Genomic DNA, 21,506 nt, shown 5'->3' with positions numbered 1-21,506 from the left:
AAGTAAGTGTTCAGAAATAGCGCAGGAAAAAAGCTTGAGAACAAGGCGTAATTTTTTGATAAGTAGTTATTCTACAATAAAAAATTATAACGCAGTTATCGAGCGTTTTAACAAGCTAGGGTGACCAGTTATTTACTACGATTGGTATAAAGTAGCGATAATCTGTTTAGGATTCGAGTAACACCGTTGCCACTGCGTAGTGACGCTCATCCGAGATGGTCAGATGAATCGATGTTGTGCCATTTGCCTCTGCGATTTCACGCGCTTTGTTATGCAGGCTCAGAACAGGCTTGCCATGCTCGTCGTTTGAAATCTCAAAGTCGTGGAAGGTGACACCCAGCGCGATACCTGTGCCTAACGCCTTAGATGCCGCTTCTTTTGCCGCAAAACGTTTAGCAAGGTAACGCCCTTTTTGCTTCAGTTGCTGGAATACTTCAAATTCAGAATCAGTCAAAATACGCTGAGCAAAAGCGTCACCACTTCGTGACAATGCCTTTTCCACACGTTCAATTTCTGCGATGTCTGTACCTAATCCAACAACAGCCATGTCTACCCTACTACCAAACTTCTATCTATTAATTATACTGATTAGTCGCTTACGACTTAACGCTTACTGTTTAGAAAATTAAGCGTTGTTGCGTGCTGTTTCCATCACGGCTTTCATGTCAGCCACGGCTTTGTTCAAACCATCAAACACTGCACGTCCCATGATCGAGTGACCAATGTTCAGCTCGTAGATCTCTGGAAGTGCCGCGATCGGTGCTACGTTGTGGTAAGTCAAACCATGACCAGCATTGACTGTGATGCCAAGATCATCTGCGTAGCTTGCGCCTGCAGCAATCTTTTTCAGCTCGTCTTGTTGGTCTTCTTCTGTTTTAGCATCAGCATAGTGACCAGTGTGCAGTTCAATGAACGGTGCGCCACACGCTTTTGCTGCGTCGATTTGCTCACGGTCAGCATCGATAAACAGAGATACCTTAATGCCAGCAGCAGACAGTTTTTGCGTCGCTGCTTTGATCTTTTCAAGTTGACCAACCACGTCCAAACCACCTTCAGTGGTTAGCTCTTCACGCTTCTCTGGAACCAGACAAACAAACTCAGGCTTAGTATCTAGGGCAATTTGAACCATCTCGTCCGTTACTGCCATCTCTAAATTCATACGAGTTTGGATAGTTTCAGCCAGAATACGCACATCGCGGTCAACGATATGACGACGGTCTTCACGTAGGTGAATAGTGATGCCATCAGCACCGGCACGCTCAGCAATTTCAGCAGCGTGTACTGGATCTGGGTATTTAGTACCACGTGCATTACGCAGTGTTGCAATATGGTCGATATTAACGCCTAAAAGGATTGAGCTCATTTTCCAATACTCCGTGCTCTAGAGAGGGCTATTGTTGGCATAAATAGCTCTCTACTTTTTAATGGTTTGCCGCCAAGATACGGCTTTAAGGCTATGCGTGTAAAGCGTTTTGCCGCTTTTAACTGCTCTTTAGTGATAAACCTACGTTCACTGATTGCGATAAGTTCATCGCCCATAAAAGTTAGGTTGTCTCGACGTACCGATGCGATGAAACCTTTCTGCTCTCGATAGCGATAAGTCATGCTCGGATCGATCGCTTCGCCAGTTCCCGCGCAGTGTAAAAAGTCAACGCCATAACCCATAGCGGATAATAGAGCCAACTCAAAACGACGAAGTGCTGGCTCAGGATTTTCATTATGCGCCAGCTCTGTTAAAGCATGAAGATAGTCGTGAAAAAGTGCAGGCATCGGTACTTCCGCCATCAATACACGGCCTATTAGCTCGTTCACATACATGGCTGAATACAGATTGATACCGGCGAGAGGAAGCCCCAAGCTAATAGGTTCAGCTTGGCGTAAGGTTTTCATCGAACCATTACCAGACCACTTAAGCAGTAGCGGCGTAAAAGGTTGTAATGCACCTTTCAAATTGGAACGCTTGCTGCGAGCGCCTTTAGACATCAACGTCACCCGACCGAACTCTTCACTGAAGACATCCAAGATCAGGCTCGACTCACTGTATGGTCGACGGTGCAACACAAAGCATCGCTGTAACCCTTCGCTCAATCACTTACCCTTATTACAGATACAAAAAGAGAGAGTTCGCACTCTCTCTTGGATTTATCTTCAGTTCAACTTTCTTAATCTCAGAAAGTGACGTTCAATATATTATAGATCGTCGATGTAGCCTAACGAGCGAAGTGCACGCTCATCATCAGCCCAACCAGATTTAACCTTGACCCAAGTCTCTAGGTAAACCTTACGGCCGAACAGCTCTTCCATATCTATACGCGCTTCACGACCAATTGTTTTGATCTTCTCGCCCGCTTTACCAATCACCATTTTCTTCTGACCTGTACGCTCAACAAGAATCAGTGCATTGATGTGGAAGCCATCATTATCTGGGTTGTAATCGAAACGTTCAATTTCAACCGTTACCGAGTAAGGTAGCTCATCACCCGTAAAGCGCATCAGCTTTTCACGGATAATTTCAGAGGCCATAAAACGTTGCGAGCGATCTGTCACGTATTCTTCCGGGAAGTGGTGTGTCGCTTTAGGTAAATGTTCACGTACGTGCTTACGCAGTACATCAATGTTTTTACCTTGCTTCGCTGAGATTGGCACAACGTCAATGAAGTCCATCTTCTTAGAGACTTCCATCATGTGCTGCATCACGTTAGTACGGTCTTGAACGTTATCTACTTTGTTGATGCAAAGTACAACTGGGAAGTCAGTCTTCTTCAGTTTGTTCAGAACCATCTCATCGTCGTCAGTCCAGTGAGTACCATCAACAAGGAAGAATACTAGATTCACATCACTCAGTGAGCTGTTCGCCGCACGGTTCATCAAGCGGTTAATTGCACGCTTTTCTTCAATATGAAGTCCAGGAGTATCAACAAAGATCGCTTGGTAATCACCCTCAGTTTCAACGCCCATAATACGGTGACGTGTCGTCTGTGGTTTACGTGATGTAATAGAAATCTTCTGACCCAGTATATGGTTCAGAAGCGTCGACTTACCTACGTTTGGGCGACCGACAATAGCGATGAAGCCACAGTGTTGGTTTTCCGGTAGGCCTGTTTTTTTGCTATCAGATGAAAAGAATGCATCGATATCGAAATCTTGGTTGTTATCAGACATTGCTTAGTTGCTCTAATGCTGTTTCAGCAGCCGCTTGTTCTGCCTTGCGGCGGCTAGTGCCTTTACCGATAACAGGTTTATCCACACCTGCCACTTCACACTCAACCGTAAACTCTTGGTTGTGTGCTTCACCTTTAATATTAGTCACTGTGTAGACAGGTAGAGGATTTCTTCGACCTTGTAAAAACTCTTGAAGGCGAGTTTTCGGATCTTTTTGAGATACTCCAGGCTGAATAGCATCTAGGCGAGATTGGTACCAGCTTAAAATAATGCCGCGAACCGTCTCGGTATCACTATCTAAATAGACAGCGCCAATGATCGCTTCAACCGCATCCGCTAGAATAGAATCACGACGGAAACCGCCACTCTTCAACTCACCTGGACCTAATTTTAAGTAATCTCCTAGTTCGAATTCACGACCTAGTTCTGCCAATGTATGACCACGTACTAATGTTGCGCGCATGCGGCTCATATCACCTTCGTTTACCTTAGGGAAACGGTGGTATAGATCATCAGCGATAACAAAACTTAAAATTGAATCGCCCAGAAACTCAAGACGTTCGTTATGTTTACCTGCGGCGCTACGGTGAGTTAGCGCCAAGTGGATAAGATCGGCATCATTGAACTGATAGCCAATCTTTCTCTCTAGTTTATCAATTGGAGAATTCATGCTCTCTCGATGTGTTAATTGATCGATTAATGAATCCCACCGATGCGATTAAAACGCACACCAGTAGGAATCCACGTTGGAAGTACACTGTCTGAACCACGTTCGAATTCGAAACTGATCCAAATAGCAACGGCCTTACCAACAAGGTTTGCTTCAGGGACAAAGCCCCAGTAACGGCTATCGGCACTGTTATCACGGTTATCACCCATCACAAAGTACTGGCCTTCTGGAACGACCCATTCGTTAATACCATTGCGAGGCTGATATGCTTGCACACGATCACGGCGTAATGGGTTAACTAAAATCTGGTGCTCTACGTCTCCAAGCTGTTCGTTCAGCTGAATCAGAGGCACACCATCTTGAATAAATTGGCTTTCTTCAACATTACTTAGTTTCACTGGTTCACAGCTACTTGTACCCTTCGCCTGAATACAGATCTCTTTACGACTGCTGTAGCGAATCGTGTCACCAGGCATACCAACAACACGCTTAATGTAGTCGATGTTTGGCTGAGGTGGGTACTTAAATACGATTGAATCGCCACGTTCTGGCTTGCCTGTTTCTACCAACTGAGTGCGCCATACTGGGTCTTTTAGACCATACGCGTACTTCTCTACTAAGATGAAATCACCAACCAAAAGGGTTGGCATCATCGAACCAGAAGGGATTTGAAACGGTTCATAGATGAATGAACGCAAGATCAAAACAAATGCAATTACCGGGAAAATGGACACACTGTTCTCAACCCACCAAGGCTGAGCCGTAACTTTTGCGCTGGTTTCAGCGTCTAGGCCATTCGATTGTGCTTCAACGTCAGCAAGCTTTTGCTGGCGCTTCTTCGCCCACACAAACTTTTCCAACGCCCATACAATGCCGGTCACTAGAGTTACGATCACTAAGATAAGCGAAAATGTATTAGCCATTGATATCCCTTAAATTTCATTTCTTTAAAAATAACGAAAGTGAAAGAATAGCGAGCTACTCTTCCACTTTCAATTATTCGTTTACCGCTGGATAAAGTTAATCTTTTCCAACGTGAAGGATTGCAAGGAAAGCTTCTTGAGGCAGCTCAACGTTACCGATCTGCTTCATACGCTTCTTACCTTCTTTTTGTTTCTTAAGAAGTTTCTTCTTACGACTGATATCACCACCGTAACATTTTGCGATTACGTTCTTACGCAGTTGTTTCACTGTAGAACGAGCAATGATGTGGTTACCAATCGCTGCTTGAATCGCGATATCGAACATCTGACGAGGGATGAATTCTTTCATCTTCTCTACCAATAGACGACCACGAGACTGCGAAATATCTTTATGCGTAATGATTGCAAGTGCATCAACGGTTTCGCCATTCAGCAATACGTCTACACGTACCATGTTTGATGGTTCGTAGCGTTGGAAGTTGTAATCCAATGATGCATAACCGCGAGACGTTGACTTCAGACGGTCAAAGAAGTCTAGAACCACTTCAGCCATAGGAAGGTCATATGTCACTGCAACTTGTTTGCCGTGGTAAACCATGTCTACTTGTACGCCACGCTTCTCAACACACAGTGTGATTACGTTACCTAGGTAATCCGAAGGTACCAGAATATTACAGCGTGCAATTGGTTCACGAATTTCGTCTAGGTCATTAACCGCTGGCAGTTTAGCCGGGCTATCAACGTAAAGAACCGTTTTATCAGTTTTTACAACTTCATACACTACTGTTGGAGCAGTTGTGATTAGATCTAGGTCGTATTCACGCTCTAGACGCTCTTGGATGATCTCCATGTGAAGCATTCCTAAGAAGCCACAACGGAAACCAAAACCAAGTGCTGCTGAACTTTCTGGTTCAAAGAACAGTGATGCATCGTTCAGGCTTAGTTTGCCTAACGCGTCACGGAAGTTTTCATAGTCATCAGATGATACTGGGAATAGACCTGCGTATACCTGAGGCTTCACTTTTTGGAAACCAGGTAGACGTTCAGTGCTGCCGCCTTTCGCAAGCGTCAACGTATCACCAACTGGTGCACCTAGGATGTCTTTAATACCACAAACAACCCAGCCTACTTCGCCAGTATTTAGTTCAGTAGTGTCGATTTGCTTCGGTGTGAAGATACCTAGACGGTCAACACCCCAAACTTGGTCTGTCGACATTACTTTAATCTTGTCGTTCTTCTTCAGTGTACCGTTCTTGATACGAACCAAAGAAACTACGCCAAGGTAGTTATCAAACCAAGAGTCAATGATCAGAGCTTGAAGAGGCGCTTCAGGATCACCTTCCGGTGGCGGAATAGCCGTCACGATATTTTCTAGTACATCATCAACGCCCAAACCTGTTTTCGCAGAACAGCGAGTCGCTTCCATCGCATCGATACCAACGATTTCCTCGATCTCTTCAGCAACACGTTCTGGTTCAGCTGCAGGTAAGTCAATCTTGTTCAAGATTGGCACTACTTCCAGTTCCATTTCGATTGCTGTGTAACAGTTTGCTAGAGTTTGTGCTTCAACACCTTGGCCAGCATCCACTACAAGTAGCGCTCCTTCACAAGCCGCTAGAGAACGAGATACTTCGTAAGAGAAGTCTACGTGTCCAGGAGTGTCGATAAAGTTAAGTTGGTAAGTTTCACCATCTTTAGCTTTGTAATCTAAAGTCACACTCTGCGCTTTAATTGTAATACCACGCTCGCGTTCTATATCCATAGAATCGAGGACTTGAGCTGCCATCTCACGTTCACTTAATCCTCCACAAACTTGGATTAAGCGGTCAGAAAGGGTCGACTTACCGTGGTCGATGTGGGCGATAATCGAAAAATTACGAATGTGCTTCATAGGCTTGGTGTGACTAAACTCTTTGAATAGGGATAATAAGAAAGCCGCAACGCGTCCAATCTACAGTCAGCATTGGTGGCGGCATTTCAATCAAGTTGGCAGATTCTACCCAATTTAAGGGCAATAAGCATCATAAATTAGACGAGAGACTCACCTAGGATTCGAATCAAGACGACTTCTTGCTTGGATTTGTCTTCCATAGGTTTGGCTAACCGCTTAGCTAAAGCAATACCACCAGCAGTAAACAGCGCAGCACTTAAGATAACAATACCCTCGCCCCCATGGAGTAAGGGTTGTAGCAAGAGTTGTCCAAAACCCGCGCCAATCATCAACATGAAAAGTGGGATGAGATAAACGATGGCTGCCGACTGAAGAAGGCTTTTTTCTGGAAAGCCAATTTCTACGATTTGTCCTGCTTTAACTAAGCTTTTGGTTTTAAGCTGCCAAAACAAAGATTTATTGCCAACAGCCTTGGTCACAATACCCGTTCCACAGCTTTTTTGAGAAGAACAGCTACTACAACTGGTTTGTTGTTCGCAGCTCAATTGAACAAAATATTGCTTACCTTTTTGTTCAACCGAGCTAACGGTTGCCAGCGCGGTCATCATTGCGCTGGTACCGATTTATTAAACGTAACTGATTGAGCAATACGTTTAGCGGTTGCTGGCGGAATGTCACCAACGACAGAGATTTCTTTATCGCCAATCACTAGGCTGTGCAAGGTTCTACGTCCTTGACGTACTAGCTGTCCTTTCAATGAGTGTTCGTCTTTCTCGGCGATATAAACCGAAAAGCTAAACAACCCATCACTGAAAAGCTGGCTTTCAACCATTTTATCGGTCGCTGCCATTTGATAGCGGCTAAGCTCTTTTGACTTAAACCCTTCAGGAATCCAAGACGCTTGCCAGTTAGTTTCACTCACTAAGCCTTCCGGTAATGATAAGACTTTCGGCAATTGAGCTTGGTTTAAGCCCCCCATTGCTTCGGCAATCTTATCGTTCACCACGTAAGAGATCGTACGGTACTGTTCAAGCACTTCACCATCACGATCCAAAAGGTCGGCACGCAAAGGAAGGCTCGTTTTTTCGTCTACCCAAACCACGTAAGAATAACGAAGGCCATCTTTCGGTACGACGCGCAGAACTTGAGTGGTGCTACCCGCTTCACGAGAGCGTCCAACTTTCACAAAGTCGTAGTACTGATTCAGGGATTCGATATCTCGATTAATCATCGGGATAACAGGGGCAACCATACTGCCAGACTGAATCGTAAATGGTTCAGTACCTGGTTCGATGTAGCTCACTTCATTGCCACGTCGAATGACTTCACGAACTGGGCCGCTTAGGTAAACAAGGTGTGCAAGTTGTTGGTCGTCGTTAACTGCATGGCGATAAACAAGAGGTTCAATACTGCTCTTCTTTATCAAAATGTAGGAAAGTTCGTAATTTAGCTGCTGACTGGCCTCGTTCATTTGATGTAACAAGGCCTTTGCAGTGGTTTCCTCTGCAAAGGCTGTTGGAGACATCAAGCTGAACAGTGTCAGTGCACTGACCAGGATTTTCTTCATTCAATGTCCGATTCTAGATGTGCATCTTGCATTGGCGATGCATCACTGTTTAATCTTAGCTGCAGCTCATAATCTTCTAGCATTGCATGAACGCGTTTACGCTGCTCTTGCAAGTTAGCTTCAGATGCTGGCTTCTCAACAGAGTCACGCGTTAAGCTTACTGGTTCCGCAGAACCCGCAAATGGGATAGTCTGGAGTACAGGCAATTGCTCTGGCGCTGCAGGATCGCTGCCACCATATTGTTGAACGCCCAATACAACTGCTAATGAAACACACGCTGCCACGGCAACTTGTCCAAACTGTTGTAACCACGCTGGAAGCTGACGCTTCGCTTGTTGCGGCTTCGGCTGCTCTTCAATTGGAGCAACAGTAGGTTCAACATTCACTTGGTGCAGGTTCGACATTGAACCATGCGCAGGCTCGTTCTCAAGCGCTGCTGCTACACTGTTAGCAATGTTCCACTCTGGAGTTTCTGGCGCATCCCCACGCATAACATCACCAATTAAATGGTAACTCTGCCAGGTATCCATGCTTTCTTGATCAGATTCGAGATCTACAATGAGAGCTTTATCGATCGTTTCACCATCCATGAGTGCCGAAAGCTTTTCTTTATCAGCCATTATTTTCACCATAATTATTACAAGTTCTAGCGTTGTAAAAGAGGTTTAATTTTCTTTTCCACCGCTTCACGAGCTCGGAAAATACGCGAACGTACGGTTCCTACAGGGCAATCCATTACTTCTGCAATCTCTTCGTAGCTCAAACCTTCGAGCTCACGCAACGTCATTGCAGTTTTTAAATCTTCTGGTAGCGCTTCAATCGCTCCAAAAACGACTTGTTTCAATTCTTTTGACAGCGTTAAGTTCTCAGGGTTCGATATTTCTTTTAACGCGCTGCCTGTTTCGTAATATTCTGCATCTTCTGCATCTACATCTGTTGCTGGCGGCCTACGGCTCTGGGCAACGATATGGTTTTTAGCGGTGTTCACGGCAATTCGGTACAACCATGTATAGAAGGCACTCTCGCCACGAAAGTTAGGTATCGCGCGGTAAGCTTTAATAAAAGCTTCTTGTGCTACATCAGGTACATCACCGGAATTATTCACGTATCGAGAGATAAGATTACAAACTTTGTTTTGATACTTAACCACTAGTAAGTTAAATGCCTGCTTATCTCCACTCTGAACTCGCTCAATCAACACTTGATCGGTTAGTTGCTCGTTCATTCGAGCGGGTACTCCTATTGTTATAACCCTCACCTTCACAGATATGGGTACTAATTATGCGAAATGTAGTATTGACACCACCGTCTACAAGAGCACTATTGTGACTAAGCCAAATACCGAAAGTTCCAACTTTCTTAAAATTATTTGCCATTATTGTTTCACAATGTGATGTAATAAAAATAGCTATCCCTATCAATTTGGGGAAACTTGAGCAAAAGCAATGGTATTGAGCAATTAAATATTTCTAGATAGCTGTCTATATATTGATTTTGCATAGCGTTTAAGGATGACTCTGGAGAGATTATAACAGTCTTACCCAAACTCCTAAAACAAGACAAAGTCAATTGAGAGTGGACAACTCGACTATAGCCCGGGATTTAATAAGTTTTATGAACGCAAACCGTGAACATCAGTGTGATGTATTAGTGGTAGGAAGTGGTGCGGCAGGCTTGTCATTAGCCTTACGCGTAGCAGAACATGCAAAAGTAATTGTATTAAGCAAAGGACCACGCAGCGAAGGATCGACGTATTACGCACAAGGTGGTATCGCCGCGGTATTCGATGAGTCGGACAGTATTGAGTCTCATGTAGAAGATACTCAAATAGCTGGGGCTGGGTTATGCGAAGAAGATACAGTTCAATTCATTGCTGAAAATGCTAAAGAGTGTGTGCAATGGCTGATTGATGGTGGTGTTCCATTTGATAAAGATGAGAACAGCACAGACGGCCAACCGAAATATCACCTCACTCGTGAGGGGGGCCACAGTCACCGCAGAATTCTGCACGCTGCCGATGCAACTGGCATGGCGATGCAAACTTCACTACAAGATAACGTCAACAACCATCCAAATATCGAGATCTTCGAGCGCCACAACGCGCTGGATTTGATCACTGAAGATAAGATTGGTGGTTCGAAAGACAAGGTTATCGGAGCCTACATTTGGAACCGTAACCAAGAACACGTTGAAACCGTGCGCGCTAAGTTTGTTGTATTAGCAACAGGCGGCGCTTCAAAGGTTTACCAATATACCTCTAATCCAGATGTCTCTTCAGGTGATGGTATTGCTATCGCTTGGCGTGCGGGTTGTCGTGTGGCAAACCTTGAGTTCAACCAGTTCCACCCGACTTGCCTGTTCCACCCAGAAGCACGTAACTTCCTACTAACGGAAGCACTGCGTGGTGAAGGTGCTTACTTACGTCGTCCAGATGGTTCTCGCTTTATGAAGGACTTCGATGAGCGCGGTGAACTGGCTCCACGTGACGTGGTTGCTCGCGCGATTGACTTCGAAATGAAGCGCTTGGGTGCTGACTGCATGTATGTTGATATCAGCCACAAGCCTGAAGAATTCATCACGGCGCATTTCCCAATGATCCACACTCGTTTGATGGACTTGGGTATCGATATGACCAAAGAGCCGATCCCTATCGTACCGGCAGCCCACTACACCTGTGGTGGTGTCATGGTGAATAAACAGGGTCAAACAGACCTAACTAACTTGTACGCGATTGGCGAAGTGAGCTATACCGGCTTGCACGGTGCAAACCGTATGGCTTCTAACTCATTGCTTGAGTGTGTGGTTTACGCATGGGCGGCAGCAAAAGATATCGTTGAAAACATCGATCAATCTCAACTGTGTGCAGAGCTTCCTGCATGGGATGAAAGCCAAGTCACCAACAGTGATGAAGAAGTTATCATTCAACACAACTGGCACGAGCTACGCCTGTTCATGTGGGATTACATGGGCATTGTTAGAACAGATAAACGACTAGAACGTGCATTGCGTCGTATTCAGATGTTGCAACAAGAAACTCATGAGTACTACAGCTACTTTAAGGTTTCGAATAACCTGTTAGAACTGCGTAACTTGCTACAGGTCGCTGAGCTAATGGTTCGCTGTGCGATGCAACGTAAAGAGAGTCGCGGCCTTCACTACACATTGGATTATCCTGAGCTTGCTGAAGACAGTGGCCCAACGATTCTGACGCCAGAGAAACGCCAATCATAATAATTGGTTAAATGTGATCAGCTGATTAGTCGTCAGCAAAAAGTAATCAAACAAAGGGGAGCCAAGTGCTCCCTTTCCTTTTTTCTAACACTTTCTTTTATCTAAGACTTTTTCTCATCGAATGCTACTGCTTGTCTAGCGTGCTCGTTGTAAGTGCGCCAGAAAGTGACGATATTCATGCTCGCAACAACTGTCCCGCCAAAGCAATACCGAGTGCCCGCACTCAAACTGCAATTTAACGAAGAACTGCGCCCAGATTTTATCAACGGACTTTAGTCGGTAAGTTCGCTCATTGAGTCGAATATCACCATCCTCTTTGTAATCAAAACGCCCATAGGCACTGTTTAGCATCATATGGTTATTTCTGAACAAGCGAATCGTTAAAGCTAAGCAATAAAGGTTGACGGCAAGTGGGATAGAAGATAGAACGATGAAAAACAAAAGGCACCCAAGAATAGTGCCTTTTGCAAATAATGCGGAATACGAAGGGTTAAGCTGAAGCTTAACGAACCTTGCTGAGGTTGTGTGCGACAATTTTATCAACCATTGATGCATGGCCTAGGTTTTCACTGCGTCCGTGTCCCATCACCCAAGTAAACAAATCTGGGTCATCACACTCTAGTAGAGAAACAAACTCGCGCTGTTCCTGCTCTTGCAATGAATCAAAACACTCTTCGAAAAATGGCATGATGACTACATCAAGTTCTAACATGCCGCGACGGCAACCCCATTTAATTCGTGCTTTCTGCTCTGCAGTGTACATTGGCTATCCTCACCTATAATTTTTCTTTCTCGGAGTGTAACAAGTCATACGCTCTGCAACTACTATGTGAGTCACAGTCCCTATCTAAGCTCACAAAAAAACCTAGGCTGACAAAGAAACAGAACAGGATTAACATAGAGCCAAATAAAATTCTTAGGAAAGATAAAATGGATTGGAAAAACACATTTCAGCCACACGCTCATACGCAAAATGACTCGCTTCCAGAGCTGATGATGACACACGTGTCAGATTGGAGCGCTATTACCATGGTAGGCGATGACAAAAAATCGTACCTGCAAGGTCAAGTAACGTGCGACGTCGTGACTCTTCCTAATGATGAATCCACATTAGGCGCGCACTGTGATGCAAAAGGGAAGGTATGGAGTATCTTCCGTCTGTTCCATCACAACGACGGCTACGCACTCATGCAGCCTAAATCTGCGATTGAAGTAGAACTGGTCGAAATCAAGAAATACGCCGTGTTCTCAAAAGTCGATATTGAGCAAACAACAGATGTTGTTATCGGTGTGATGGGCGCATCTGCAGATCAGTATATTGATTCAATTTCAGAAACCCAAGGTAATGTGCGTGCTATCTCTGGCGGTACAGCCGTTCTAGTATCAGACAACCGCTGGGTTCTACTTGTTACAGAAGAAGCCGCTGAAGCCTTGGTAACCAACAGTGCTGCTGAGAAAGTCTCAGAAGCGCTTTGGCAGTACCATGAAATTATGGATGCTCAGCCTAACCTAACCAAAGCCGAGCAAAATGAGCACATCCCTCAAGCGCTTAACCTGCAAGCGATTGGTGGTATCAGCTTTTCAAAAGGCTGCTACACAGGTCAAGAAACGGTTGCTCGTGCCAAGTACCGCGGCATGAACAAGCGTGAGATGCGAATTGTTTCTGGTCCGACAGCAGAAACATTGTCTCTAGAGAACCCTATTGAACTAGAGCGTAGCGTGGGTGAAAACTGGCGTGGTGCTGGTCGACTGATCAACGTCTATCAATTTGCTGATAATCAAGCGATTGGCCTAATGGTGCTACCGAACAACCTGGATGATGATGTTCAGCTTCGATTGGCTGCGCAACCTGCTCAAACATGGAATATCCTGCCACTGCCTTACAGCCTTGACGACGAGTAATCACGTGGAAACACTGATTACCCAATGGCTAGATCAACAGCAGGTGAACTATCGCCTGCTGATGCAAAGCAAACCCACCACCAGCATTGAAGAAACCGCACAAGAGCGAGGCATCGCCCCCTCTCAAATGGTGAAGTGCATCCTGCTCAAGGATATGGGAAACCAGTATGCGTTGGCCTGTACAGCTGGCGATCGCTCTGTCGACCCCAAAAAAGTTCGTTCGGTACTGAATTGTCGTCGAATGACCTGCGTGTCGCTCGCTGATGTTGAAGCGATAACCGGCTTTAAAGTAGGTTGTGTCGGCCCTTTGGCTCTAAAAAGACACATGCCGATCATTTTTGATCCTTCGATCAAAAACAACTCAATCGTGACCATTAGCTCGGGTGATCGCATGGCAGGCGTTGCTCTGGATCTCAATGATCTTATGGCGCTATGTGCGCCGACCGTCGCTGACATCAGTCGATGATCGTTTCGATCGCATCATACCTCGCAAACTTCATTTAAATGTTTCATTGAGTACATTTTTAGTGTGAACGTCGTCATAAGAAGAACACACCATCAAATAAATAGTTACTCAAAATAAAAGCATAAGTAGTCACAAAGTTAAATTTGCGTTATTGTGAATTTACTGACTAGCTGTTAAGCAAATCAGTACAAGTGAATCCACTGAGTAACATCAGTATCCACTTTTGTGTAATGCATCTGTGACTATTCGCCCGTTTTAGACGGGCTTTTTTTTGTCCAAAATTTACAATTTGATTACACAAACAAAAAAATCCCGCCTATTCTTATACTTGTAACATTACCACTGCTTAATACCGGACAGGAAAGTTCACAGCAGTTAACCACTCAGTATTATTTTGGGGAGGAGCTCACGTAAAAATAGATATTTACTGTAGAAAGTGCTTAGAACAGCACAAATATCTAATTAACGTCATCTCTACTGCACATTACTCCATGCTTATCACAATTATTATCTCGGAGTTTTTCTATAATATGCAGGCTAGGTAAATATAAGGATAATTAAGAATGAGACTGTTTAAGCGCTATACACCGAGTATGATTGCTAAACATGTAAGTCGACTTTTCAAAGGACGAATCTACATTTACGGCGTAGGAAAATTTGAGTTTGATAACGGTAAGCTAGTGCTACCAGACCGAGCAGAAAAACGTCACTTTCAAACAGTGAAGGAAATAAATAGTGAAATCATGAAACTGCGCTGCGCGTACGCATGATCTGATTATCTACAGAATTAAAAACAAAAAGGGTTGGCATCGTGCCAACCCTTTTTTCGTTCCAAGTTTCGTATCAATGATGATTCGGTAAATCACCAGAACACGATGTCACTATCTATGCGTTACTGGTCGCTTAGCTAAGTCAGGAAGATTGCCTGACAAACCCAGTGCTCGCTTCATGATTTCATCTTTCGCACCCGGTAATTGACCCGCGAGCTTCATACCAATACTACGAATCAGCTTCTTAGCAGGATTATCGCCTTCAAACAGATCTTTAAAGCCCTGCATTGAAGCAATCATTTTCGCCGCCTCTGCTTTTCTCCAGCGCTCATAGCCGCGTAGATTACGTTTGGTGCCAATGTCTTCACCAGCAGCCCACAGCTTTAACAGCTCTTGCGCTAAGCTCGCTGCATCTAATAGGCCAAGGTTTACGCCCTGTCCTGCTAATGGGTGAATGGTATGCGCTGCATCACCAACCAAAGCCACACGCTCTACCGCGAAGTCACGGGCATAACGCATGCGCAGTGGGAAAGCAAAACGGTCACCAACCACTTCACATAATCCGAGCTTTGAGTCGAACTCTGCCGTTAGCTGTTTATTGAAATCAACATCCGACATAGATACCAGCTTCTCGGCACGGTTGGGTTCCGTAGACCAAACAATCGAACTCATGTTGCTTGGTTGCATAGGTAAAAATGCCAACGGGCCTTGAGGTGTGAATATTTGACGAGCAACGTTGTGGTGCGGCTCTGTGGTTTTGATGTTCGCGACAATCGCACTGTGGCCGTAATCCCAATGTGTTAATGGAATATCTTGTTGTTTACGAACCCAAGAATTTGCACCATCCGCACCTACGACTAGCTTAGCTGTCAGTGCTTGGCCATTATCCAATGTTAACCATGCTTCACTTTCGCCAATCGCCATCGTTTTACACGTCGCTGGCATGTATAGGCTAACATTGTCTTGCTTCTTAACTTGATCAAGCAGTGCTAGTTGAATTACACGGTTTTCAACGATATGACCAAGGTTAGGCTGAGCCAAACGTGTCGAGTCAAACTCAATACGAGCGAAACTGTCCTGCTCCCAAACTTCCATCGCTTGATACGGTGCTGCTCGTCTTTGTTCAATGCCTTGCCACGCACCTAGGTTCCGAAGAATCACTTCACTAGAACGACTCAACGCAGACACGCGCACATCAGGCAGCTCCCTCAGCCCTTCGCTAGGCGCTCTGCCTTCAATGACAGCAATTCTTAGGTCACTGTCTTTCAGGGCAGCAGCAAGCGCTAGGCCAACCATGCCACCGCCAACAATCGCGATATCAACACTTTGCATCATTATTTATTACCTTATCTTTCTACTAGGCCAAGCGTATGACGCAAAAGTGGACCTTTAAGTGGTGGAAGGTTATCTATTACGGCTAACCCAAGATTACGCCCAATGCGAGCGGTCATAAAATCGTTTGAGAACAGATGAACTAGGCTTGAAGTCAGCGTGATCGTTGCGTCTCTGTCTTGTTCTCTGCGCTTTCTAAAGTTAACAAGACCATTGTAACGACCTACATCATCCAACTGACGACACAACTCTTCTGCCAAGGAAGCCACATCTCGGATACCTAGGTTAAAGCCTTGCCCAGCAATTGGATGAAGCGTTTGAGCAGCATTCCCAACAATGGCAAATCGGTGAGAGATATTTTGCTGTCGGTGACGAAGAATCAGTGGGTAGCTTGCACGCTTACCGACTTTCTCTAGTCGGCCAAGTCGCCAGCCAAAATCGTTCTGCAGCTGCTCAAGAAAGTCATTGTCGTTTAACGTCATCACTTTTTGCGCTTGTTCCGGTGGCAAACACCAAACCAGTGATAAACGGTTGTCACTCATCGGTAATAGAGCAACTGGCCCATGATGAGTAAAACGCTCAAACGCTCTACCATGATGAGGTTCGCTCGCCACGATATTGGCAATCACAGCGACCTGTTCAAAGTCATGCTCACTCAATGAGATATTGAGTTGTTGGCAGCAGGTTGAGATTGCACCGTCAGCAGCAACCAATAACTTCGTTGTTACTGTTTGCCCACTTGTCAGTTCAATCGTCGTCAACGCTTCTTCACGTTCAACTTTACGTACAGACTCAGGGCAAAGCATGGTAATTGCAGCTTCTGATTCTAGCTTCTGCTGATAGATTCGTCCCACATCCGCTAACTCGACCACATAGCCAAGCGCATCAACAGCAAGCTCTTCACTGTAGATGTCGGTCATTCCGGCGTGCCCGCGATCCGAGACATGAATATCTTTAATCGGGGTCGCTACCGGAGCGATAGATTGCCACAACTGCAGAGAATCCAAGATCTGCACCGTGCCATAAGACAAAGCAATCGAACGAGAATCAAACCCAGGGTGAGCTTGATGATCAACCTGATAAGGCTCCACTACCGCAATCGACAATGAACCTTGACTTAGGTGATTCAAAGCAAGAGCTAAAGTAGCTCCTGCCATTGCACCACCAGCAATTACAACATCATACTGAGCCATCATAACCTCAAACCGGAAAGCGATTAGTGAATGGTTGGAGCCGCATCTTCAGATGTGCGTGCACCGAATTCAGCATGAATCGTTAGTGCACACGCTTTTACGTGCTCAATAACGTGTTCTAGAAGCTGCGCTTGTTCTTCCATATCATCATCTTCGTCAATGCCTAGCTTTGCCATCTCTTCGAGATCAGCCAATGCTTCTTTGGTGCTATCAGACGCTTTGTTCAATTGAGCGCCAACCAAACCTAAACCAGAGATGAAATGGTTAATCCAATCAGACACACCGTCAGCCAAGTCAAACAGGCTTGCACTTGCGTCTTCATCAGGCAGCAACATAGACAATTCCATGCCTGAACCTGTGATTTCACTGGTCGTTACTTTCAGTGTTGCTTCCGCTAGCGTTAATGCGCGATCGGGCCAACCCATGCCTTCATTGGTGTAATCGAAAATCAGTGGTTGCCAGCTCTTATCTGCAAGGTTTAAGCCTCCGCTTAACATACCCGTTAATAAACCGTGCATCTCAGCAGGGGTTACGGCTAGACTTGCCGATTGAAGTTCAGTCGCAACCGTTAGGTAGTCAGGTAAAGTAGTTTCGCTCATCAGATAGCTCGCTCAGTTATTCTTTATATCGATAGTATAATCGTACCACTTCACCCCAATTCTGGTAAGCATCGATCCCCAGCAATTGAAGGATGACTGACTACCAATTGTTCAATTTGCTGAATTACTGTGTGCTCAAGCTCTCATTTACAAACAGTCACTCTGAAAAGCTTGAATCTTAATAGCGGTTTACCTATAGTTTCTCCCTCAGAGGAGATTGCTTCCTCATCGGTACTTGCACTTTTTCTTTCTCAAAAAATGGCGAAGGGCAACAGCCTTAAAATAGCGCGTTAAAGAGTTCATCCATCATGAGTAATCAAGCGGTAGACGTTGAAATATTAGGAAAACTGACTCGAGTGAATTGTCCACCAGGGCAAGAAGAGTCATTGATTGCAGCGGCGGCCGATCTTGATAATCGATTGAAAGAGATGGCTGAACGTACTAAGGTAACCAATGAAGTGAAGCTGCTGACTATCGCAGCTCTGAATATTTGCTACGAATTACAAACCAAGAAGTTTGAAGCAAATGATGAACAAAACGCACTGACCGAGCGAATGGAACAGCTCACGACATCACTTTCAGATGTCCTCAGTAAAGTTAAGCACGGACAGCAATAGCGTACACAAAATTTACCCTGGAGTGTTTGTCAGAGGATTCACGTCCCCGAGCCGATAAGCAATCCCTAAGGGTTAGTACTTGAGTGCTATTGAGCATGCTCGGTCCGCCGAGAAGCCTACGGTAATCATTGCTGATCCGCCTTGAACTCGCTGGTTCAAGGGCCATCTATTCTCAACGGCACTTTGGGGTATCCCTTCTTATGAAGACGCTCACACGCAGCGAATTTCGCAAACAGATCCGTATCAAACGCAATGCCTTATCTGGCGACCAACAAACTCAATCCGGTATAGACTTAGTTAATCAGTGTTCTCAACTCAATGAGATTCAGTCTGCTCAGCATATTGCCCTCTATATATCTATCGATGGCGAACTCGATACCCAACCTTTAATCGAGTGGTTATGGGCGCAAGGTAAGCAAACTTATTTACCAGTATTACACCCCTTCTCTGCCGGGCATTTGCTGTTCCTACACTACTCGCCAACCACACCGACCGTTTTAAATAAGTACGGTATTGTCGAACCTCAGCTGAATCAGATGCTGGTTAAACCATGTCAGCAACTCGACCTCATTCTTACGCCCCTTGTCGGCTTTGACTCTCACGGTCATCGTTTAGGTATGGGCGGCGGATATTACGATCGCACCTTAGCGAAGTGGTTCGAGACAGGACAAGGCGCAACTCCTATTGGTTTGGCTCATGATTGCCAACATGTTGATACCCTACCGATTGAAGAGTGGGACATTCCGTTACCTAAAATCGTGACTCCAAGTAAAACTTGGCAATGGGAAAACAACCATTAAAGCGCTATAATCGCGCCGCAAACGTTAACCTTGATATACAAACGTTAACTTAATACACGAACGACTAATTCAAAGCGCAAGATCTTATTCAGGAGAATGGCATGACTCAAGATGAAATGAAAAAAGCAGCTGGTTGGGCAGCACTTAAATATGTTGAAGAAGGCAGCATTGTAGGTGTTGGTACTGGCTCTACAGTAAATCACTTCATCGACGCACTAGGCACAATGAAAGACAAAATCAAAGGTGCAGTTTCAAGCTCTGTTGCTTCAACGCAACGCCTAGAAGAGTTAGAGATCAAAGTGTATGAGTGTAACGATGTCGCTAAGCTAGACATCTATGTTGATGGCGCAGACGAGATCAACCCAACTCGCGACATGATCAAGGGCGGCGGTGCAGCTCTAACTCGTGAAAAAATCGTAGCGGCTATCTCTGATAAATTTGTCTGTATTGTTGATGGCACGAAAGCTGTTGATGTACTGGGTAAATTCCCTCTACCTGTAGAAGTTATCCCAATGGCACGTTCATACGTGGCACGTGAGCTAGTTAAGCTTGGTGGTGACCCAGTTTACCGCGAAGGTTGTACAACCGATAACGGCAACATGATCCTAGACGTTTACGGCATGGCGATCGAAAACCCAAAACAACTAGAAGACATCATCAATGGTATTGCTGGTGTGGTAACGGTTGGTCTGTTCGCTCACCGTGGTGCTGATGTGGTTATCACAGGTACACCTGAAGGTGCAAAAATCGAAGAATAAATAATAGAAGATTGAGTTTTTCTGTTACTTCATTACATACGGTGCCCTAGGGCGCCGTTTTTTTTGCTTTATCGTTGTAAAATTATGTCTTATTCCGTAATTTTCTTACCCAAATCATTTTTTTTTTGTTACTTTATTGTTCAGAAGACGCACAGGGAAAACGTTTGTCTCCTAACAAAGTGGTGAATTTGTTCCCCTTTCAGCCATTTTGTAGCACGTGCGCCGCATTTGCCCAACCTTTCCATTTTAAGGACGAGAACAATGGCCAAAGTTTCACTGGAAAAAGAAAAAATCAAAATTCTACTTCTAGAAGGTCTTCACCCTTCTTCAGTAGAAGTACTTCAAGCCGCTGGTTACACAAATATTGAGTACCATAAAGGCTCACTACCTGAAGATGAACTTCTTGAAGCAGTTAAAGATGCTCACTTCATCGGTATTCGTTCTCGCACAAACCTTTCCCAAGAAGTGATTGATGCTGCTGAAAAGTTGGTTGCGATCGGTTGTTTCTGTATCGGTACTAACCAAGTAAACCTTAAAGCGGCCGCAAAACGTGGTGTACCTGTCTTCAACGCACCATTCTCAAATACACGTAGTGTTGCAGAGCTAGTTCTTGGTCAGGTTCTATTGCTACTACGTGGCATCCCAGAAAAGAACGCTCTTGCGCACCGTGGTATCTGGAAAAAGAGTGCAGACAACTCTTACGAAGCTCGTGGTAAGCGTTTAGGTATTATCGGTTACGGTCACATTGGTACTCAGCTGGGTATTATTGCGGAAAACCTAGGTATGCGTGTTTACTTCTACGATATTGAAAACAAGCTTTCACTGGGTAACGCAACGCAAGTTCACACCATGACGGAACTGTTGAACAAGTGTGACGTGATCTCTTTGCACGTTCCTGAAACCAACGAAACCAAGAACATGATGGGTAAAGAAGAGTTTGAGCGCATGAAGCCTGGTTCTATCTTTATCAATGCAGCTCGTGGCACGGTAGTTGATATCCCAGCTCTTTGTGGTGCTCTAGATTCTGGTCACCTTTCAGGTGCAGCTATCGATGTTTTCCCAACAGAACCAAAAACCAATGCAGACCCATTTGAGTCTCCATTGATGCAATTCGACAATGTGATTCTTACTCCTCACGTAGGTGGTTCTACTCAAGAAGCACAAGAGAACATCGGTGTTGAAGTAGCGGGTAAGCTAGCGAAGTACTCTGATAATGGCTCTACGCTATCAAGTGTTAACTTCCCAGAGGTATCACTACCACTGCACACGGGCACATCTCGTCTATTACACATTCACGAGAACCGTCCGGGTATCCTAACTCAGATCAACACCATCTTCGCAGAAGAAGGCATCAACATCGCGGGTCAGTACCTACAGACTGCGGCAGATATGGGTTATGTAGTTATCGATGTAGAAGCGGATCGTTCAGAAGAAGCACTGCTTAAACTGAAAGAGATCGAAGGCACAATCCGTGCTCGTCTACTTCACTAATCATCGAGCTCAATATTAGAAACGCAAAAAGGCTCTCATAGTGAGAGCCTTTTTAGTATTTGGCCTATGGTAGGTGATTAGATCATCATGATCCAAAACCTTTTATAGCGTTTTAATTATACCAATTCCGTTAA

General features: G+C 44.9%; 24 protein-coding genes and 1 other RNA gene. 9 read left to right on the top strand and 16 right to left on the bottom strand.

What is annotated here, in order from left to right:
- Window positions 1-166: 166 nt before the first annotated feature.
- The 11 genes from acpS to rpoE form a co-directional block, all read right to left on the bottom strand.
- On the bottom strand, window positions 167-547 hold the full coding sequence (gene acpS, locus BCT34_RS08055) for a holo-ACP synthase (protein WP_076655893.1): 381 nt from the start codon (window positions 545-547) through the stop codon (window positions 167-169).
- A 78-nt stretch (window positions 548-625) separates the two neighbouring features.
- The gene (gene pdxJ, locus BCT34_RS08050; RefSeq protein WP_076655891.1) at window positions 626-1,363 is read right to left on the bottom strand and encodes a pyridoxine 5'-phosphate synthase; all 738 of its coding nucleotides are present in this window, start codon (window positions 1,361-1,363) and stop codon (window positions 626-628) included.
- Complete coding sequence (gene recO / locus BCT34_RS08045; protein ID WP_048659398.1) at window positions 1,360-2,088, bottom strand: DNA repair protein RecO; 729 nt, start codon at window positions 2,086-2,088, stop codon at window positions 1,360-1,362. The genes pdxJ and recO overlap by 4 nt, the downstream gene beginning before the upstream one ends.
- Before the next feature lie 102 nt (window positions 2,089-2,190).
- Entirely contained in the window at window positions 2,191-3,162 is a 972-nt protein-coding gene (era, locus tag BCT34_RS08040; RefSeq protein ID WP_017059042.1) for a GTPase Era, read from the bottom strand.
- Window positions 3,155-3,832 carry a ribonuclease III gene (rnc, locus tag BCT34_RS08035; RefSeq protein WP_017059043.1) on the bottom strand — a complete coding sequence of 226 codons (678 nt, stop codon included), beginning with the start codon at window positions 3,830-3,832 and terminating at the stop codon, window positions 3,155-3,157. The genes era and rnc overlap by 8 nt, the downstream gene beginning before the upstream one ends.
- Window positions 3,833-3,858: 26 nt before the next feature.
- Window positions 3,859-4,755, bottom strand: a complete 897-nt coding sequence (gene lepB, locus BCT34_RS08030) for a signal peptidase I (protein ID WP_076655888.1) — start codon at window positions 4,753-4,755, stop codon at window positions 3,859-3,861.
- 97 nt (window positions 4,756-4,852) lie between these two features.
- On the bottom strand, window positions 4,853-6,646 hold the full coding sequence (gene lepA, locus BCT34_RS08025; RefSeq protein ID WP_076655885.1) for a translation elongation factor 4: 1,794 nt from the start codon (window positions 6,644-6,646) through the stop codon (window positions 4,853-4,855).
- A 137-nt stretch (window positions 6,647-6,783) separates the two neighbouring features.
- Window positions 6,784-7,254 carry a SoxR reducing system RseC family protein gene (locus BCT34_RS08020; protein WP_076655882.1) on the bottom strand — a complete coding sequence of 157 codons (471 nt, stop codon included), beginning with the start codon at window positions 7,252-7,254 and terminating at the stop codon, window positions 6,784-6,786.
- Window positions 7,251-8,213 (bottom strand): sigma-E factor regulatory protein RseB, encoded by a 963-nt coding sequence (gene rseB, locus BCT34_RS08015; RefSeq protein WP_076655879.1) that lies wholly within the window; start codon window positions 8,211-8,213, stop codon window positions 7,251-7,253. The genes BCT34_RS08020 and rseB overlap by 4 nt, the downstream gene beginning before the upstream one ends.
- Window positions 8,210-8,833, bottom strand: coding sequence for a sigma-E factor negative regulatory protein (locus BCT34_RS08010; RefSeq protein WP_048605810.1), 624 nt, complete (start codon window positions 8,831-8,833; stop codon window positions 8,210-8,212). The genes rseB and BCT34_RS08010 overlap by 4 nt, the downstream gene beginning before the upstream one ends.
- Before the next feature lie 26 nt (window positions 8,834-8,859).
- Window positions 8,860-9,438, bottom strand: a complete 579-nt coding sequence (gene rpoE / locus BCT34_RS08005) for an RNA polymerase sigma factor RpoE (RefSeq protein WP_008223963.1) — start codon at window positions 9,436-9,438, stop codon at window positions 8,860-8,862.
- A gap of 389 nt (window positions 9,439-9,827) precedes the next feature.
- Here rpoE and nadB point away from each other — a divergent pair, with 389 nt between their 5' ends.
- Complete coding sequence (gene nadB, locus BCT34_RS08000; RefSeq protein WP_076655876.1) at window positions 9,828-11,444, top strand: L-aspartate oxidase; 1,617 nt, start codon at window positions 9,828-9,830, stop codon at window positions 11,442-11,444.
- A gap of 135 nt (window positions 11,445-11,579) precedes the next feature.
- On the opposite strand, the gene BCT34_RS24410 is transcribed toward nadB, so the two are convergent.
- On the bottom strand, window positions 11,580-11,999 hold the full coding sequence (locus BCT34_RS24410) for a protein YgfX (protein ID WP_102300462.1): 420 nt from the start codon (window positions 11,997-11,999) through the stop codon (window positions 11,580-11,582).
- Entirely contained in the window at window positions 11,947-12,207 is a 261-nt protein-coding gene (locus BCT34_RS07990; protein WP_004735374.1) for a succinate dehydrogenase assembly factor 2, read from the bottom strand. Before BCT34_RS07990 ends, BCT34_RS24410 begins: the two co-directional genes overlap by 53 nt.
- 167 nt (window positions 12,208-12,374) lie before the next feature.
- Between BCT34_RS07990 and ygfZ the strand changes: the two genes are divergently transcribed.
- From ygfZ to BCT34_RS07975, 3 genes are all read left to right on the top strand, one after another.
- A complete protein-coding gene (gene ygfZ, locus BCT34_RS07985) occupies window positions 12,375-13,346 on the top strand; it encodes a tRNA-modifying protein YgfZ (protein WP_076655870.1) in 972 nt (323 codons plus the stop codon).
- A gap of 4 nt (window positions 13,347-13,350) precedes the next feature.
- On the top strand, window positions 13,351-13,812 hold the full coding sequence (locus BCT34_RS07980; RefSeq protein WP_076655867.1) for a YbaK/EbsC family protein: 462 nt from the start codon (window positions 13,351-13,353) through the stop codon (window positions 13,810-13,812).
- Window positions 13,813-14,375: 563 nt separating this feature from the next.
- Window positions 14,376-14,582: a DUF1107 domain-containing protein gene (locus BCT34_RS07975; RefSeq protein ID WP_009847660.1), complete on the top strand. Its 207-nt coding sequence runs from the start codon at window positions 14,376-14,378 to the stop codon at window positions 14,580-14,582.
- A gap of 111 nt (window positions 14,583-14,693) precedes the next feature.
- Here the strand turns inward: BCT34_RS07975 and BCT34_RS07970 are convergent, their stop codons facing one another.
- From BCT34_RS07970 to BCT34_RS07960, 3 genes are read right to left on the bottom strand one after another with little or no spacing between them, the layout of a single operon-like run.
- On the bottom strand, window positions 14,694-15,917 hold the full coding sequence (locus BCT34_RS07970; RefSeq protein ID WP_102300461.1) for an FAD-dependent 2-octaprenylphenol hydroxylase: 1,224 nt from the start codon (window positions 15,915-15,917) through the stop codon (window positions 14,694-14,696).
- 11 nt (window positions 15,918-15,928) lie between these two features.
- Window positions 15,929-17,107 (bottom strand): 2-octaprenyl-6-methoxyphenyl hydroxylase, encoded by a 1,179-nt coding sequence (gene ubiH, locus BCT34_RS07965; RefSeq protein ID WP_076655861.1) that lies wholly within the window; start codon window positions 17,105-17,107, stop codon window positions 15,929-15,931.
- A 23-nt stretch (window positions 17,108-17,130) separates the two neighbouring features.
- Window positions 17,131-17,706, bottom strand: coding sequence for a YecA family protein (locus BCT34_RS07960; RefSeq protein ID WP_076655858.1), 576 nt, complete (start codon window positions 17,704-17,706; stop codon window positions 17,131-17,133).
- Window positions 17,707-18,014: 308 nt separating this feature from the next.
- Between BCT34_RS07960 and zapA the strand changes: the two genes are divergently transcribed.
- The 5 genes from zapA to serA all read left to right on the top strand — a co-directional run bounded on the left by zapA (window position 18,015) and on the right by serA (window position 21,372).
- Window positions 18,015-18,323, top strand: coding sequence for a cell division protein ZapA (gene zapA / locus BCT34_RS07955; RefSeq protein WP_004735366.1), 309 nt, complete (start codon window positions 18,015-18,017; stop codon window positions 18,321-18,323).
- A gap of 11 nt (window positions 18,324-18,334) precedes the next feature.
- A non-coding RNA gene (ssrS, locus tag BCT34_RS07950) (6S RNA) lies at window positions 18,335-18,517 on the top strand.
- A 6-nt stretch (window positions 18,518-18,523) separates the two neighbouring features.
- Window positions 18,524-19,123, top strand: coding sequence for a 5-formyltetrahydrofolate cyclo-ligase (locus BCT34_RS07945; protein ID WP_076655855.1), 600 nt, complete (start codon window positions 18,524-18,526; stop codon window positions 19,121-19,123).
- Between the two features lie 101 nt (window positions 19,124-19,224).
- Window positions 19,225-19,881: a ribose-5-phosphate isomerase RpiA gene (gene rpiA, locus BCT34_RS07940; protein WP_076655852.1), complete on the top strand. Its 657-nt coding sequence runs from the start codon at window positions 19,225-19,227 to the stop codon at window positions 19,879-19,881.
- Window positions 19,882-20,142: 261 nt separating this feature from the next.
- Window positions 20,143-21,372: a phosphoglycerate dehydrogenase gene (gene serA / locus BCT34_RS07935; RefSeq protein WP_076655850.1), complete on the top strand. Its 1,230-nt coding sequence runs from the start codon at window positions 20,143-20,145 to the stop codon at window positions 21,370-21,372.
- The last annotated feature ends 134 nt before the right edge of the window (window positions 21,373-21,506 follow it).

This window comes from Vibrio sp. 10N.261.45.E2 (assembly GCF_002875705.1).
Lineage (GTDB): Bacteria > Pseudomonadota > Gammaproteobacteria > Enterobacterales > Vibrionaceae > Vibrio.
This window is presented reverse-complemented; position numbering and strand designations above follow the sequence as displayed.